Source organism: Bradyrhizobium sp. Kon69, from assembly GCF_055807515.1.
The window spans coordinates 133,608-148,757 of the sequence record NZ_JBVVOS010000010.1; the positions used below are offsets into that span (position 1 = coordinate 133,608).

A 15,150-nucleotide genomic window follows, 5' to 3' on the forward strand; every position below is an offset into this window, starting at 1 on the left:
GCGGCTTGCCACTTGCGCCCGTCGCGCAGTTCGGTCAATCGTTGGTAAACAGGCAGGAGGGATTTATGAGTGCACATGAAAGCATGGAGCATGCCGAGCACGCCGAACACGCGTCCGGCTCGAACAAGAAGATCGCGCTCCTGATCGCCGTTCTGGCGCTGTTCCTGGCGATCTCCGAGACGCTCGGCAAGGGCGCCCAGACCGAATCGATCAGCAAGAACGTCGAGGCCTCCAACCTCTGGGCCTTCTTCCAGGCCAAGAGCATCCGCCGCACCGTGGTGCAGACCATGGCCGACCAGGGCAAGCTCATCCTCGGCGCGGCGAGCGACGAGGCCAACAAGGTTGCCGTGCAGAAGCAGATCGAGGACTGGCAGAAGACCGCGCAGCGCTACCGCTCCGAGCCGGAGACCGGCGAAGGCACCGAGCAGCTGGCCGAAAAGGCCAAGCACGCCGAGCACGAGCGTGATGAGGCCACTGCGAAATATCATCATTTCGAGCTGGCGTCCGCCGCCTTCCAGATCGGCATCGTGCTGGCCTCGGCGACGATCATCACCGGCATGCTGCCGCTCGCCTGGATCGCGGGCCTGCTGTCGCTTGCCGGACTTGGGATGACCATGCTCGGCGCATGGTCGCCGCATCTGCTGCATCTGCATTGAGGCTCGTAGCCCGCATGAGCGCAGCGACATGCGGGGAGCCACAATAAGGAATCCCGGATATCGCTTTGCTCATCCGGGCTACGCGACGCTCATTGCGTCGACGCTCAACGCGCTTCGTGCACGCTCTTGCGAAAACGCTGGATCAGGCGGAGCGTGCGGGAGGACCAGCCTTCGCCGTTGCCGGCGATCAGCTCCCTGATGCGCCGCTTGACCGGATCGACCAGCTCGGCGGCCTTGGCACGCAGCTTCAGCACCAGATCATAGAGCCGCTCGAACCAGGCCATCTCCATCAGCTTGTCGCGCGTCACATCGAACACGAAGGCGGTGACGCCGACCCCGAGCAGCTTTGCGAACACGATGGTGAAGACCGCGCTGGTCCAGTATTCGTGCGTGAGCAGCCACAGGCCGACCAGCTTGAGCGGAAACAGCGGGATGATCGGCACAGCGAACACGATCAGCGTCATCGCCGGCGACAGCGCATCGACGCGGTCCGACAGCCATTGCTTGAACCGCGCGAGCGGGACAATGGCGACAACGCGCGCAACGATCGGTTCGAGATGGTCCCACAGCCAGGCTTCGATCAGGAAGATGATCGCAAGCAGGACCCAGACCGGTTGAAGCAGGCGGCGTAGCATGTGTTTCCCGCCCGGTTCGGCGCTGGGCGCGACCTACATATGGATGGCCCGCTTGCCGACTGCAAGCGCGGCCTCCTTGATGGCCTCGGAGCGGGTCGGGTGTGCGTGGCAGGTGCGCGCGAGATCTTCCGCGCTGCCGCCAAACTCCATGAGAACGGCCGCCTCATGGATCATTTCGCCGGCTTCGCGGCCGATAATGTGCACGCCGAGCACGCGATCGGTCTTCGCATCTGCGAGAATCTTCACAAAGCCGTCGGTGGTCTGGTTGACCTTGGAGCGGCCGTTGGCGGTAAAGGGAAACTTTCCGACCGTATAAGCCACGCCCGCCTGCTTCAGCTCCTCCTCGGTCTTGCCGACGGAGGACACTTCCGGCGTGGTATACACGACGCCTGGGATAACATCGTAGTTCACGTGGCCGGCCTGCCCCGCGATGATCTCGGCAACAGCGACGCCTTCATCCTCGGCCTTGTGCGCGAGCATCGGGCCCGCGACGACATCTCCGATGGCATAGACGCCCTTCACACTGGTGGCGAAATGCGGATCGATCTGCACGCGGCCGCGATTGTCGAGCGCAACGCCAGCTTCCTTCAGGCCCAGCCCCTCCGTGTACGGCACACGGCCGATACAGACGAGAACGACGTCGGCTTCCAGCGTCTCGGCGGCGCCGCCGGCGGCGGGCTCGACCGTCGCCTTCAGCGTCTTGCCGGAGGTGTCCACGCCCGTGACCTTGGCACCCAGCTTGAAGGCAAAGCCCTGCTTCTCCAGGATGCGCTGGAATTGCTTGGCGATCTCGCCGTCCATGCCGGGCAGGATGCGATCCAGGAATTCGACGACGACGACTTCGGCGCCGAGACGGTGCCAGACCGAGCCGAGCTCGAGGCCGATCACGCCGGCGCCGACGATCAGCAGCTTGCCGGGGACCTTGTCCAGCGACAGCGCGCCGGTCGAGGACACGATGCGGGTCTCGTCGATCTCGATGCCCTTGAGGCGCGCGATATCCGAGCCGGTCGCGATCACGATGCTCTTGGTCTCGACGACCTGCGACTTGCCGTCGGCCGAGACTTCGACCTTGCCGGTGCCGAGGATCTTGCCGGCGCCCTTGAGCACGTCGATCTTGTTCTTCTTCATCAGGAACTCGACGCCCTTGACGTTGCCGTCGATGCCCTGCTGCTTGAAGTTCATCATCGCAGGCAAATCGAGCTTCGGCGCGGAGACGCTGACGCCCATCTTGGCGAAGGAATGCCCGGCCTCGTCGAACATTTCGGAGGCGTGCAGCAGCGCCTTCGACGGCATGCAGCCGACATTGAGGCAGGTGCCGCCGAGCGTCGCGTTCTTTTCGACCACGGCGACTTTCATGCCGAGCTGCGCTGCACGCACCGCGCAGACATAACCGCCCGGTCCGGTGCCGATGACGACGAGATCGTATGCCATGAGAGAAAGTCCCGTAAGTTTAGCGTTGAGGGAGGTGTCGGCGTCCGCGCAGCGCGTCAGCGTCCGCCGGAGACATCGAGAATGGCTGAGGTGACGTAGGAGGCCTCGTCCGACATCAGCCAGACGATGGCATTGGCGACTTCATCGGCAGTACCGACGCGCTTCATCGGCACCATATGGGCCAGACGATGGGCGCGGTCGGGCTCACCGCCGGCAGCGTGGATTTCGGTGTCGATCAGGCCGGGGCGGATGCCCGCGACGCGAATGCCCTCGCCGGCAACCTCATAGCCGAGGCCGATGGTGAAGGAATCGATCGCGCCCTTGGACGCGGCATAATCAACATAGGTGTTAGGCGCGCCGAGCTTGGCAGCAACCGATGACAGATTGACGATGACGCCGCCCTGGCCGCCGTGCCTGGTCGACATCCGCTTCACCGCTTCGCGCGCGCAGAGGATGGAGCCGGTGACGTTGACCGCCATGACGCGCTGGATGCGCTCGGCCGACATCTCGTCGACGCGCACGCCGCTGGTCCCGACAATACCGCCATTGTTGACGAGTGCGCCGAGCGTGCCGAACGCGTCCGCGGCCTTGAACAGCGCGAGGATATCGCTTTCCTCGGCGACGTCGCATTTCACCGCGATGGCCTTGCCGTTGCTGGCTTCGATCGCGGAAACCACCTCGTCGGCGGCCATCTTGTTGCTGGCATAGCCGACGACGATTCGGAAGCCGCGAGCGGCCGCCGCGATCGCAGTCGCGCGGCCAATGCCGCGGCTGCCGCCGGTGATGACAACGACTTTATCGGTCACGCACGCCTCCATGGTTCGACACGCGCCGTCGCGAAAGGCGACGGCGCTCGCAGAGCATCAGGGATCAGAGATCGAGCACCAGGCGCGCGGGATCTTCCAGGCTCTCCTTGACGCGAACCAGGAAGGTCACGGCTTCCTTGCCGTCGATGACGCGGTGATCGTAGGACAGCGCCAGATACATCATCGGGCGGACCTCGATCTTGCCGCCGACGACCATCGGCCGCTCCTGGATCTTGTGCATGCCGAGGATGCCGGACTGCGGCGCGTTCAGGATCGGGGTCGACATCAGCGAGCCGTAGATGCCGCCATTGGTGATGGTGAAGGTGCCGCCCTGCATCTCGTCGATCTTGAGCTGGCCGTCACGGGCGCGGCGGCCGAAATCGGCGATGCCCTTCTCGATGTCGGCGATCGACTTGTTGTCGCAGTCGCGCACCACGGGCACGACGAGGCCCTTGTCGGTGCCGACGGCAACGCCGATGTGGTAGTAGTTCTTGTAGATCAGGTCGGTGCCGTCGATCTCGGCGTTGACGGCCGGGATGTCCTTCAGCCCCTGCACGACGGCCTTGGTGAAGAAGCCCATGAAGCCGAGCTTCGAGCCGTGCTTCTTCTCGAACGCATCCTTGTAGTGGGCGCGCAGCGCCATGACGTTGGTCATGTCGACCTCGTTGAAGGTCGTGAGCATCGCGGCGGTGTTCTGCACGTCCTTGAGGCGGCGCGCGATGGTCTGGCGCAGCCGGGTCATCTTGACGCGCTCTTCGCGGGCGGCGTCATCGGCCGGCGAGGGTGCGCGGACCTGAACCGCTGCGGCAGGCTGGTTGACCGGGGTCGGCGCCGAGGCAGCACGCTCGATCGCGGCGAGCATGTCGCCCTTGGTGACGCGGCCGTCCTTGCCGGAGCCCGGAACGGTCGAGGCGTCGATGCCGGTCTCGGCCGAGAGCTTGCGCACGGACGGGGCGAGCGGCGCATCGGCCGGCGGCGCCTTCGCCGCAGCGGGAGCAGCCGCAGCAGCGACGGCAGGAGCGGCAGCCGCGGGCTTGGCGGGCGCAGCGGGCGCCGGCTTGGCAGCGCCGGCGGCGCCTTCGGTAATCTGGCCGAGCAGCGCACCGACCGCAACGGTCGTGCCATCTGCGGCGATGATCTCGCTTAGCGTGCCCGCGGACGGCGCCGGGACCTCAATGGTGACCTTGTCGGTCTCGAGCTCCACCAAGGGCTCGTCAACGGCGACAGCATCGCCGGCCTTCTTGAACCAGCGGCCGATGGTGGCCTCGGTGACGGATTCGCCGAGGGTCGGCACACGAATTTCAGTCATGGTCTTTTCCTTAAGGAGATCGCCAATGCGGTCGGGAATTTCATACGTCATTGCCCGCGAAGGCGGGCAATCCAGTACGCCGTGACTTTCGTGATTAAGACGAGCGGCGCGGAATACTGGATGCCCCGCCTCGCGGGGCATGACGACGTCCAAAAAACTTCTCAGCTCAATGCTTCGTCCAGGAACGCCTTCAACTGCGCCTGATGCTTCGACATCAGACCCGTCGCGGTCGCGGCGGAGGCGGCGCGGCCGACATAACGCGGACGCCGGCTCACACCGTTCACCTGGTTCAGCACCCATTCCAGATAGGGCTCGATGAAGTGCCAGGCACCCATGTTGCGGGGCTCTTCCTGGCACCACACCACTTCGGCCTTCTTGAAGCGCGACAGCTCGGCCACCAGCGCCTTCAGCGGCACCGGATAGAGCTGCTCGATGCGCATCAGATAGATGTCGTCCATGCCGCGCTTCTCGCGCTCCTCGTAGAGGTCGTAATAGACCTTGCCCGAGCAGAGCACGATGCGGCGGATCTTCTCGTCGGGAACGAGCTTGATCGCTTCGCTCGGCAGCATCTGAGCGTCGTCATAGAGGATGCGGTGGAAGGTCGTTCCCTTCGCGAGCTCCTCGAGACGCGACACCGCCCGCTTGTGACGCAGCAGCGACTTCGGCGTCATCACGATCAGCGGCTTGCGGATCTCGCGGTGGAGCTGCCGGCGCAGCACGTGGAAGTAGTTCGCCGGCGTGGTCGGATAGACCACCTGCATGTTGTCTTCCGCGCACATCTGGAGATAACGCTCCAGACGCGCCGAGGAGTGCTCCGGTCCCTGGCCTTCATAGCCATGCGGCAGGAGGCAGACGAGGCCGGACATGCGCAGCCATTTGCGCTCACCCGAGGAGATGAACTGGTCGAACACGACCTGCGCGCCGTTGGCGAAGTCGCCGAACTGCGCTTCCCACAGGGTCAACGTATTCGGCTCGGCGAGCGAATAGCCGTATTCGAAGCCGAGCACGGCTTCTTCCGACAGCAGCGAGTTGATGACCTCGTAATGGCCCTGCTCGTGACCGAGATGGTTGAACGGCGTGTAGCGGCTCTCGTCTTCCTGGTCGATCAGGACCGAGTGGCGCTGCGAGAAGGTGCCGCGCTCCGAATCCTGTCCGGACAGGCGGACATGGTGATTCTCGTTGAGCAGCGTGCAGAACGCCAGCGCCTCGCCGGTCGCCCAGTCGATGCCCGTGCCGCCGTCGATCGCCTTGGCGCGGTTTTCGAGGAAGCGCTGGATGGTGCGGTGGACGCGGAAACCGTCCGGCACCTTGGTGATCTTGCGGCCGATGTCCTTCAGTGCGGTGATGTCGACGCCGGTGACGCCACGCCGCGCGTCTTCCTCCTGATCGGCGATCTTGAAGCCGGCCCATTTGCCGTCGAGCCAGTCGGCCTTGTTGGGCTTGTAGCCGGAGCCGGCTTCGAGTTCTGCATCGAGCCGCGCGCGCCAGTCGGCCTTGGCCTTCTCGACCTCGCCCTCGGTCAGCACGCCTTCGCTGATGAGACGGCGGGCGTAGAGCTCGAGCGTCGAGGGATGGGCCGCGATCTTCTTGTACATCACCGGCTGGGTGAAAGCCGGCTCGTCGCCCTCGTTATGGCCATGCCTGCGGTAGCAGAACATGTCGATGACGACGGGCTTGTGGAATTTCTGCCGGAACTCGGTCGCGACCTTGGCCGCGAACACGACGGCTTCCGGATCGTCGCCGTTGACGTGGAAGATCGGCGCGTCGATCATCTTCGCCACGTCGGACGGGTAAGGCGACGAACGGGAATAACGCGGATAGGTGGTGAAGCCGATCTGGTTATTGACGATGAAGTGCACGGAGCCGCCGGTGCGGTAGCCCTTCAGGTCCGACAGGCCGAAACATTCCGCGACCACGCCCTGGCCGGCGAACGCAGCGTCGCCATGCATCAGGAGCGGCATCACCGAGATGCGCATATCCGGCGGATCGCCGTGCTGATCCTGCTTGGCGCGGACTTTTCCGAGCACCACGGGATCGACGATCTCGAGATGCGAGGGGTTGGCGGTCAGCGACAGATGGATGCGGTTGCCGTCGAACTCGCGGTCCGAGGACGCGCCGAGGTGATATTTGACGTCGCCCGAGCCTTCGACCGCATCAGGATTGGCCGAACCGCCCTTGAACTCGTGGAACAGCGCGCGATGCGGCTTGCCCATCACCTGGGTCAGCACGTTGAGCCGGCCGCGATGCGGCATGCCCAGCACGACCTCCTTCACGCCGAGATTGCCGCCGCGCTTGATGATCTGCTCAAGCGCGGGGATCAGCGATTCAGCACCGTCCAGGCCGAAGCGCTTGGTGCCGGTGAACTTGGTGTCGCAGAACTTCTCGAAGCCTTCGGCTTCGACCAGCTTCATCAGGATGGCGCGGCGGCCTTCGCGGGTGAAGGAGATTTCCTTGTCCGGCCCCTCGATGCGCTCCTGGATCCACGCCTTCTGCGCCGCGTTGGTGATGTGCATGAACTCGACGCCGAGCGTCTGGCAGTAGGTACGCTCGCAGATCGCGGTGATTTCGCGCAAGCTGGCGTATTCGAGACCGAGCACATGGTCGAGGAAGATCTTGCGGTCGAAATCGGCTTCGCTGAAGCCGTAGGTCCGCGGGTCGAGCTCTTCGCGGTTGCGCTGGGCTTCGATGCCGAGCGGATCGAGCTTGGCGTGGAAGTGGCCGCGCATGCGGTAGGACCGGATCAGCATCAGGGCGCGGACGGAGTCGCGCGTGGCCTGGAGCAGATCGGCGGAGGAGAGGCCGCCGGCCTTGTCGCCACCCTTGGCCTGGGCCTTGGCAGCGATCTTGGCGCCGACGGTCTTCTCGACTTCCGCCCAATTGCCGTCGAGCGCGGAGGTCAGATCGTCCTGCGGGGTCAGCGGCCAGTTGGCGCGCTCCCAGGACGGGCCTTGGGCGTTCTTGCTGATGTCACCCGGCTGGTCGTTGAGGCTCTTGAAGAATTCCTGCCACTCGGCATCCACCGAGGACGGATCCTTCTCGTAGCGGGCGTAGATTTCGTCGATGTAGGTGGCGTTGGTGCCCTGCAAAAAGGAGGAGAGGGCAAAGGCTGCGTTCGCGTCTTGGCGAGACATACTTGAGTTCCTGGCGATTTCGGTTCGCGCATAACAAACGGCGCTGGCGCTGGGCTCCCCGGCAGAGGACCAGCGCGACAGGCACCATTTACCCTATTTGCTGCGAAACTTCGCCCGGAAAATTACGAAGGTGTGAATCAAGCCTTCAATTTTTCGGCAAGCGTGTGGCCAAGGCGAGCGGGAGATGGCGACACTGTAATTCCTGCCGATTTCATGGCGTCGGTCTTGGAACCGGCGTCGCCCTTGCCACCCGAAATGATCGCGCCGGCGTGGCCCATGCGGCGGCCGGGAGGGGCCGTGACACCGGCGATGAAACCGACCATCGGCTTCTTGCGGCCGCGCTTGGCCTCGTCCTTGAGGAACTGGGCGGCGTCCTCCTCGGCGGAACCGCCGATCTCGCCGATCATGATGATCGACTCGGTCTTGGGGTCGCCGAGCAGCATTTCCAGCACGTCGATGAACTCGGTTCCCTTGACCGGATCGCCGCCGATGCCGACCGCCGTGGTCTGGCCGAGGCCTTCCTGGGTGGTCTGGAACACGGCTTCGTAGGTCAGGGTGCCCGAGCGCGAGACGATGCCGACGCTGCCGGTCTTGAAGATGTTGGCCGGCATGATGCCGATCTTGCATTCGCCGGCGGTCATGACGCCCGGGCAGTTCGGCCCGATCAGGCGCGACTTGGAGCCGGCCAGCGAACGCTTCACCCGGACCATGTCGATGACCGGGATACCTTCAGTGATGCAGACGATCAGCGGGATCTCGGCGTCGATGGCTTCGCAAATCGCATCGGCCGCGCCCGGCGGCGGCACATAGATCACCGACGCGTCGGCACCAGTCTTCTCACGCGCCTCGCGCACGGTGTCGAACACCGGCAGACCCAGATGCGTCGCACCGCCTTTGCCGGGCGAGGTGCCGCCGACCATCTTCGTGCCATAGGCAATCGCGGCCTCCGAATGGAAGGTGCCGTTCTTGCCGGTAAAGCCCTGGCAGATGACCTTGGTGTTCTTGTCGATCAGGATGGACATGAGGTCTGCTTTCGCGAAACTAACGAGTGAGAGGTCAGTGGATGCGGCGGTAGACGCCGGTGAGCACGTCGGCCCAGCCTTCCGCGTCCGGCGAGAACTGGATCTTCAACGAATAGGAATCGTCGTCGATGATTTCATAGACGTGGCGCGCATTGCCGCGGAGCGAACCGCGCACCAGCGTCAGGGTCTTGCCGACCCAACCACCGGAGGCGGGCGAGGGCGGCGTGTAGCCGAGCGAATCGTACCAGAACAATTTGTAGGTCCGGTCTTCGCGGTCGAAGGTGAAGATGCCGTGGGTGGCGAAGCTCTGCTTGCCGTCGCGGGTCTGGACCGAGTCCTGGATCAGGTAGAAGCCGTTGAGATCCATGTGGGCCACGACGTGAGAGGTCGCCGTTCCACCCTCCGTCCACCGCGACGCAAAGACCACCTCTTCGCCATTCCATTCACCGGCGAATGCGGCAAGACGCGCGTGCTCCGGCAGCGGGGATGATGCAGCGAGATGGTCCTGGGTCATGGCCTCAGCCTCCCTTGACGGCCTTCACGATCTTCTGCGCGGCGTCGTCGAGATTGTCGGCCGGCACCACGTTCAGGCCGGATTCACGGATGATCTTCTTGCCCAGCTCGACATTGGTGCCTTCGAGGCGAACCACCAGCGGCACGCTGAGGCCGACCTCACGAACCGCAGCCGTGACGCCCTCGGCGATCACGTCGCACTTCATGATGCCACCGAAGATGTTGACCAGGATGCCCTTCACGTTCGGGTCCGCGGTGATGATCTTGAAGGCGGCCGCGACCTTCTCCTTGCTGGCGCTGCCGCCGACGTCGAGGAAGTTCGCCGGCGCCATGCCGTAGAGCTTGATGATGTCCATCGTCGCCATCGCGAGGCCGGCGCCGTTGACCATGCAGCCGATATTGCCATCGAGGGTGACGTAGTTGAGGTCGTATTTCGACGCCTCGATTTCCTTGGCGTCCTCCTCGGTCTCGTCGCGCAGTGCGAGCACCTCGGGGTGACGGAACAGGGCGTTGTCGTCGAACGACACCTTGGCGTCGAGCACGCGGAGCTGGCCCTGCTTGGTCACGACCAGCGGGTTGATCTCCAGCATCGACATGTCCTTGGCGACGAACGCCGCGTAGAGCTGCGCGGTGAGCTTCTCGGCCTGCTTGGCGAGATCGCCGGAGAGTTTCAGCGCGTTCGCGACGGTGCGGCCGTGATGGCCCATGATGCCGGTCGCGGGATCGATCGAGAAGGTCACGATCTTCTCAGGGCTGTTGTGCGCGACGTCCTCGATGTTGACGCCGCCCTCGGTCGACACCACGAAGGAAACGCGCGAGGTCTCGCGGTCGACCAGGATCGAGAGGTAGAATTCCTTGTCGATGTCGGAGCCGTCCTCGATGTAGAGGCGGTTGACCTGCTTGCCGGCGGGGCCGGTCTGGATGGTGACGAGCGTGGCGCCGAGCATCTGCTTGGCGAATTCGGAAACCTCCGCGGCCGACTTGGCGATGCGCACGCCGCCCTTGTCGCCAGCCGATGCTTCCTTGAACTTGCCCTTGCCGCGGCCGCCGGCGTGGATCTGGCTCTTTACGACCCAGACCGGGCCCGGGAGTGCCTTTGCCGCCGCGTCCGCATCGGCCGCCTTCAGGACCGGAACGCCCTTGGAGATGGCGACGCCGAACTCGTTCAGCAGCGCTTTGGCCTGATATTCATGGATATTCATATGGTCGCTCCCTGAACCCGCGGGCGGTGACCTCGTAGGCCCACCTCAGTCTTGTGGCTGGCATACCATATACCACAGGAACTGCAACCCGGATTCTCTGACATCGATCTCTGGACTTGCGGACCCGCACCCCCCCCAACCTTAAACAAGGTTTGGCGGAGCCCGGAAATGAAACCGCCGAAGACCGGTTTTCGATCTTCGGCGGAATGTTTCGACCTTAGCGGCCCAGAAGATCGGGTGCGATCTTCTTGCAGGCGTCAACCAGACCCTGCACCGCGCCGACCGACTTGTCGAAGGCTTCGCGGTCCTTGCCGACGAGCTCGATCTCGACGACGCGCTCGACACCCTTGGAGCCGATCACGACGGGCACGCCGACATACATGTCCTTCACGCCGTATTCGCCGTTCAAATAGGCGGCCGAGGCCAGCACGCGCTTCTTGTCACGCAGATAGCTCTCGGCCATCGCGATCGCGGAAGCCGCCGGCGCGTAGAAGGCCGAGCCGGTCTTGAGCAGATTGACGATCTCGGCGCCGCCGTTGCGGGTGCGGTCGACGATCTCGTCGAGGCGCGCCTGCGAGGTCCAGCCCATCTTGACGAGATCGGGCAGCGGGATGCCGGCAACGGTGGAGTATTTTACCAGCGGCACCATGGTGTCGCCATGGCCGCCCAGCACGAAGGCGGTGACGTCTTCGACCGAAACGTTGAACTCGTCGGCCAGGAAGTAGCGGAAGCGCGACGAATCCAGCACGCCGGCCATGCCGACGACTTTCTTGTGCGGCAGGCCGCTAGCCTTCTGCAGCGCCCAGACCATCGCGTCGAGCGGGTTGGTGATGCAGATGACGAAGGCGTCGGGGGCGTACTTCTTGATGCCGGCGCCGACCTGTTCCATGACCTTGAGGTTGATGGACAGGAGGTCGTCGCGGCTCATGCCGGGCTTGCGCGGCACGCCGGCGGTGACGATGCAGACTTTTGCGTTGTCGAGCGCCTCGTAGGAGTTCGCGCCGGTGTAGTGCGCGTCAAAGCCGTCGACCGGCGAGGACTGCGCGATGTCGAGCGCCTTGCCCTGCGGCACGCCCTCGGCGATGTCGAACATCACCACGTCGCCCAGCTCTTTCAGGCCGATGAGATGAGCCAGCGTTCCGCCGATCTGACCGGAGCCAATCAAAGCAATCTTGTCGCGCGCCATGTGAGCCTGTCCTTTAGACACGTAAGGAGGGGAAAACTGAGACGGGTGGTTATCCCTTTCGCCTCCCCCGTTCAAGTCACGGGTTGCCCAATTGTCGGGCTTGCCGCGTATTCGAGCGCAACCTCGTCATTCCGGGGCTTGGGAAGCGCCGAGCCCGGAATGACAGCGCTGGCAAATAGGACTTAAGTCCCCGCCAGACCCTTTAAGTCTCAACCAAACCTTTGGTCGAGCCGCTGGCGGTGGAATCCTTGCGGCCGTGGGGCAGCGCCAGATAGGATTCCGAGCTCATTTCGATCAGGCGCGAGGCGGTGCGCTTGAACTCGTTGGCCTCGTTGCCCTCGTTGGCAAGATAGAGCGAGATCGGGTTGGCATCGGCCGAGGCCATCAGCTTCACGGCATTGTCATAGAGCGTGTCGATCAGCGTGATGAAGCGCTTGGCGGCGTTGCGCTGGGAGATGTCCATCACTGGAATATGGTCGACCAGGATGGTGTGATAATCGTGCGCCAGCCAGAGATAGTCCGATGCCCCGAGCGGCTTCTCGCAGAGATCGGCGAACGCGAAGCGCGCCACGCCGTGGGCCGAGCACGGCACGTGCAGGATGCGGCCCTTGATCGAAATATCCCGCGACTTGCATTTGGCGCCGCCTGACATCTTCGACCAGGCGCGGTCGAGCGCGGCGTCCGCCTCAGTGTCTGCCGGCGTCAGCCACATCGGCACGCCCTGAAGCTTTTCCAGCCGGAAGTCGGTGCGCGCGTCGAGCCGCAGCACGTCCATGTGGTCGGTGATCTGCCTGATGAAGGGCAGAAACAGCGAACGGTTCAGGCCGCCCTTGTAGAGGTCGTCAGGCGCGACGTTGGAGGTCGCGACCACCACGGTGCCGAGCTCCAGCAGCTTTGCGAACAGGCGGCCGAGGATCATCGCGTCCGCAATGTCGGTGACGTGGAATTCGTCGAAACAGAGCAGCCAGCTCTCCTCGAAGATCGCATGCGCGGTCAGCGCGATGACGTCGCCGTCGGCGATCTCGCCGCGCGCGATGCCCTGGCGAAAATCGTAGATGCGCTCGTGCACCTCGGCCATGAATTCGTGGAAATGCGCGCGCCGCTTGTGCTCGACGGTCGAGTGCTGGAAGAACAGATCCATCAGCATGGTCTTGCCGCGACCGACCTCGCCATGGACGTAGAGCCCGTGCGGCGCCTCGTCCTTGTCGCTGCTGAACAGGCGGCTGAGCAGGCCCTGCTTGCGCGCCGGCTTGTAGTCGGCGAGCCGCTGATCAAGCGCCGCATAGGCGTCGGCAATTTCGGCCTGCGCGGCATCGGGCTCGATCGCGCCGGACGCGATCTGGGCCTGATAGGCCTCGCGAAATGAGGAACTGGGGGTCGAGAGCATGCTCTTTACCGCCAGAGATGAGCGGAAATTGCAACTCCGTATTGGCGCAAAGGCTTATGCGCGCACCCACATCCACGTGGTCGGAGGCGAATAATTGAGATATCACAGGGCTAAAGCGACTACTTTGAGGTTCCTGGCATGGCCCTTAGTATCGAGGACTCCGAGGTCGAACGTCTCGCGAGGCGTCTGGCGCAACTCACTGGCGAGACGGTTGCCCTTGCTACGACGCGAGCTATCGAAGAGCGCCTCAGGCGCATCGACAATCAGTACTGCAAAACTGCTCTTTTGGAGGATATGGCCGCAATCCGTCGACGCTGGAGCGAGCTGCCTGTATTAGCCGACCGGATGCCCGACGAAATAGTTGGATACGACGAACACGGATTGCCATTCTGACTTCAGTCGATGCTAGGCATCTACGCGCCATATGGGTCGGCGTCGCTCCATCTTCTGCGAGCCAGACTCACTCACACAGCTCGTACGCGTCCTCGACCACATACGGGCCGCCGCCGGTGGAGGCGCGAGACGAGAACAGCACGAAACGTTCGGCCGTGAACGCCTTGCTGGGAAAATAGCCGCGCAGCGAGAGATAATCGGCGACGTCACGGTCGGTGGCGTCGTGCAGCCGGGCCAGCGTGACATGCGGGATGAACTTGCGGCCCTCAGGGTCGAGGCCGATCCGCTGCATCAGGCGCTCGAGCTCGGCCTGCAATTCCATCAGCGGCTTGCTCGGCACGATGGTGGCCACCACCGCGCGCGGCTTGCGTCCGCCGAAACTCTGCAAACCCTGCACCTTCACCTCGAACGGCTTGCGGTCGACGCGAAACAGCATCGAGGCGATCTCGTTGGCGGACATGCCGTCGATATTGCCGATGAAGCGCAGTGTGACGTGGTAATTTTCGGGATCGATCCAGCGGGCGCCGGGAAGGCCGCCCCGCAAATTGGAAAGCGACTGGCCAATCTCGGCCGGAATTTCCAGACCAGTGAACAAACGCGGCATCGTTTCGCACTCCCGATGCTTGGGCATGATCCCGGGGCAAGATCCCAAGGCAAGATCATATCCAAATTTTAGAGCCGGCGACGAATCACCGGTACCTTAATTCCTATCGCAGTTGTGTGACTCTGCGAAGCATCGCCCGCCTCACCCCGGTAAAACCCTGGGAATTACGGTCGGCGCTGCCTGCTTTTCAACGCCGCTGCTCAGCTATCGTGCCAATGAATGCCTCAACCGTGGGCAAGATATTCCTGACGATGATGTCGACGCCGACCGCGGTCGGATGAATGCCGTCGGCCTGGTTGAGCTTGGTATCGGCTGCGACACCCTCAAGAAAAAACGGATAGAGCGGCACGCCGAATTTTTTCGCCAGATCCGGGTAAATCGAATTGAAGCGCGCGGCATAGTCCGCGCCGTAATTCGGCGGCGCCAGCATGCCGCACAGCATCACCGCGATCTTGCGCGCCTTGAGGCGCTGTACGATCTCGGTCAGCGCGGTGCGCGTCAAATCGGGATCGATGCCGCGCAGCGCATCGTTGGCGCCGAGCTCGATGACCACACCGTCGGTTCCGTCGGGGACCGACCAGTCGAGCCGGTCACGGCCCCCGGAGGAGGTGTCGCCGGAGACCCCGGCGTTGGTCATATCGACCTCTATGCCTTTGTCTTGCAAAGATTTTTGAAGTTTTGTGGGGAATGCTTCCTGAGCCGGGAGGCCGAGGCCGGCGCTCAAGGAATCGCCGAGAACCACCAGCTTGATCGGTTTCGCCGCCTCGGCCCATGCCGGAGCCCACGCCGGATTTGCGACCGTCATCAAAGCGAGCATCAACACGGCTATGTGCATGAACAATCCGTAACGCCTCTCGACCGCGCGTGCGGAGTTG

Annotated in this window: 14 protein-coding genes; 2 read left to right on the forward strand and 12 right to left on the reverse strand. The window is 63.7% G+C overall.

Going from position 1 to position 15,150, the window contains the following annotated elements:
* Positions 1–65 precede the first annotated feature (65 nt).
* Positions 66–656: a DUF4337 domain-containing protein gene (locus tag AC0L3U_RS15555; RefSeq protein WP_026233888.1), complete on the forward strand. Its 591-nt coding sequence runs from the start codon at positions 66–68 to the stop codon at positions 654–656.
* A 104-nt stretch (positions 657–760) separates the two neighbouring features.
* Here AC0L3U_RS15555 and AC0L3U_RS15560 read toward each other — a convergent pair whose 3' ends face one another.
* The 10 genes from AC0L3U_RS15560 to zapE all read right to left on the reverse strand — a co-directional run bounded on the left by AC0L3U_RS15560 (position 761) and on the right by zapE (position 13,278).
* Positions 761–1,291, reverse strand: coding sequence for a hypothetical protein (locus AC0L3U_RS15560; protein WP_027566406.1), 531 nt, complete (start codon positions 1,289–1,291; stop codon positions 761–763).
* Positions 1,292–1,324: 33 nt separating this feature from the next.
* Complete coding sequence (gene lpdA / locus AC0L3U_RS15565; protein WP_473362303.1) at positions 1,325–2,722, reverse strand: dihydrolipoyl dehydrogenase; 1,398 nt, start codon at positions 2,720–2,722, stop codon at positions 1,325–1,327.
* A 56-nt stretch (positions 2,723–2,778) separates the two neighbouring features.
* Positions 2,779–3,528, reverse strand: coding sequence for an SDR family oxidoreductase (locus AC0L3U_RS15570; RefSeq protein WP_473362304.1), 750 nt, complete (start codon positions 3,526–3,528; stop codon positions 2,779–2,781).
* A 64-nt stretch (positions 3,529–3,592) separates the two neighbouring features.
* The gene (gene odhB / locus AC0L3U_RS15575) at positions 3,593–4,837 is read right to left on the reverse strand and encodes a 2-oxoglutarate dehydrogenase complex dihydrolipoyllysine-residue succinyltransferase (RefSeq protein WP_473348835.1); all 1,245 of its coding nucleotides are present in this window, start codon (positions 4,835–4,837) and stop codon (positions 3,593–3,595) included.
* A 161-nt stretch (positions 4,838–4,998) separates the two neighbouring features.
* Positions 4,999–7,968 (reverse strand): 2-oxoglutarate dehydrogenase E1 component, encoded by a 2,970-nt coding sequence (locus AC0L3U_RS15580; protein ID WP_473362305.1) that lies wholly within the window; start codon positions 7,966–7,968, stop codon positions 4,999–5,001.
* Positions 7,969–8,105: 137 nt separating this feature from the next.
* Entirely contained in the window at positions 8,106–8,990 is an 885-nt protein-coding gene (gene sucD, locus AC0L3U_RS15585) for a succinate--CoA ligase subunit alpha (RefSeq protein WP_007604325.1), read from the reverse strand.
* 34 nt (positions 8,991–9,024) lie between these two features.
* Complete coding sequence (locus tag AC0L3U_RS15590; RefSeq protein WP_473362306.1) at positions 9,025–9,504, reverse strand: DUF1579 family protein; 480 nt, start codon at positions 9,502–9,504, stop codon at positions 9,025–9,027.
* 4 nt (positions 9,505–9,508) lie between these two features.
* A complete protein-coding gene (sucC, locus tag AC0L3U_RS15595; RefSeq protein ID WP_007604323.1) occupies positions 9,509–10,705 on the reverse strand; it encodes an ADP-forming succinate--CoA ligase subunit beta in 1,197 nt (398 codons plus the stop codon).
* Between the two features lie 217 nt (positions 10,706–10,922).
* Positions 10,923–11,891 (reverse strand): malate dehydrogenase, encoded by a 969-nt coding sequence (mdh, locus tag AC0L3U_RS15600; RefSeq protein ID WP_007598869.1) that lies wholly within the window; start codon positions 11,889–11,891, stop codon positions 10,923–10,925.
* A 202-nt stretch (positions 11,892–12,093) separates the two neighbouring features.
* Positions 12,094–13,278 (reverse strand): cell division protein ZapE, encoded by a 1,185-nt coding sequence (gene zapE, locus AC0L3U_RS15605; RefSeq protein ID WP_473264764.1) that lies wholly within the window; start codon positions 13,276–13,278, stop codon positions 12,094–12,096.
* 138 nt (positions 13,279–13,416) lie between these two features.
* Here zapE and AC0L3U_RS15610 point away from each other — a divergent pair, with 138 nt between their 5' ends.
* On the forward strand, positions 13,417–13,671 hold the full coding sequence (locus tag AC0L3U_RS15610) for a type II toxin-antitoxin system VapB family antitoxin (protein WP_354201509.1): 255 nt from the start codon (positions 13,417–13,419) through the stop codon (positions 13,669–13,671).
* Positions 13,672–13,738: 67 nt separating this feature from the next.
* On the opposite strand, the gene thpR is transcribed toward AC0L3U_RS15610, so the two are convergent.
* Together thpR and AC0L3U_RS15620 are read right to left on the reverse strand one after the other, a co-directional pair.
* Entirely contained in the window at positions 13,739–14,275 is a 537-nt protein-coding gene (gene thpR / locus AC0L3U_RS15615) for an RNA 2',3'-cyclic phosphodiesterase (RefSeq protein WP_007598862.1), read from the reverse strand.
* A 187-nt stretch (positions 14,276–14,462) separates the two neighbouring features.
* Entirely contained in the window at positions 14,463–15,110 is a 648-nt protein-coding gene (locus tag AC0L3U_RS15620) for an arylesterase (RefSeq protein WP_473362375.1), read from the reverse strand.
* Positions 15,111–15,150: the final 40 nt, after the last annotated feature.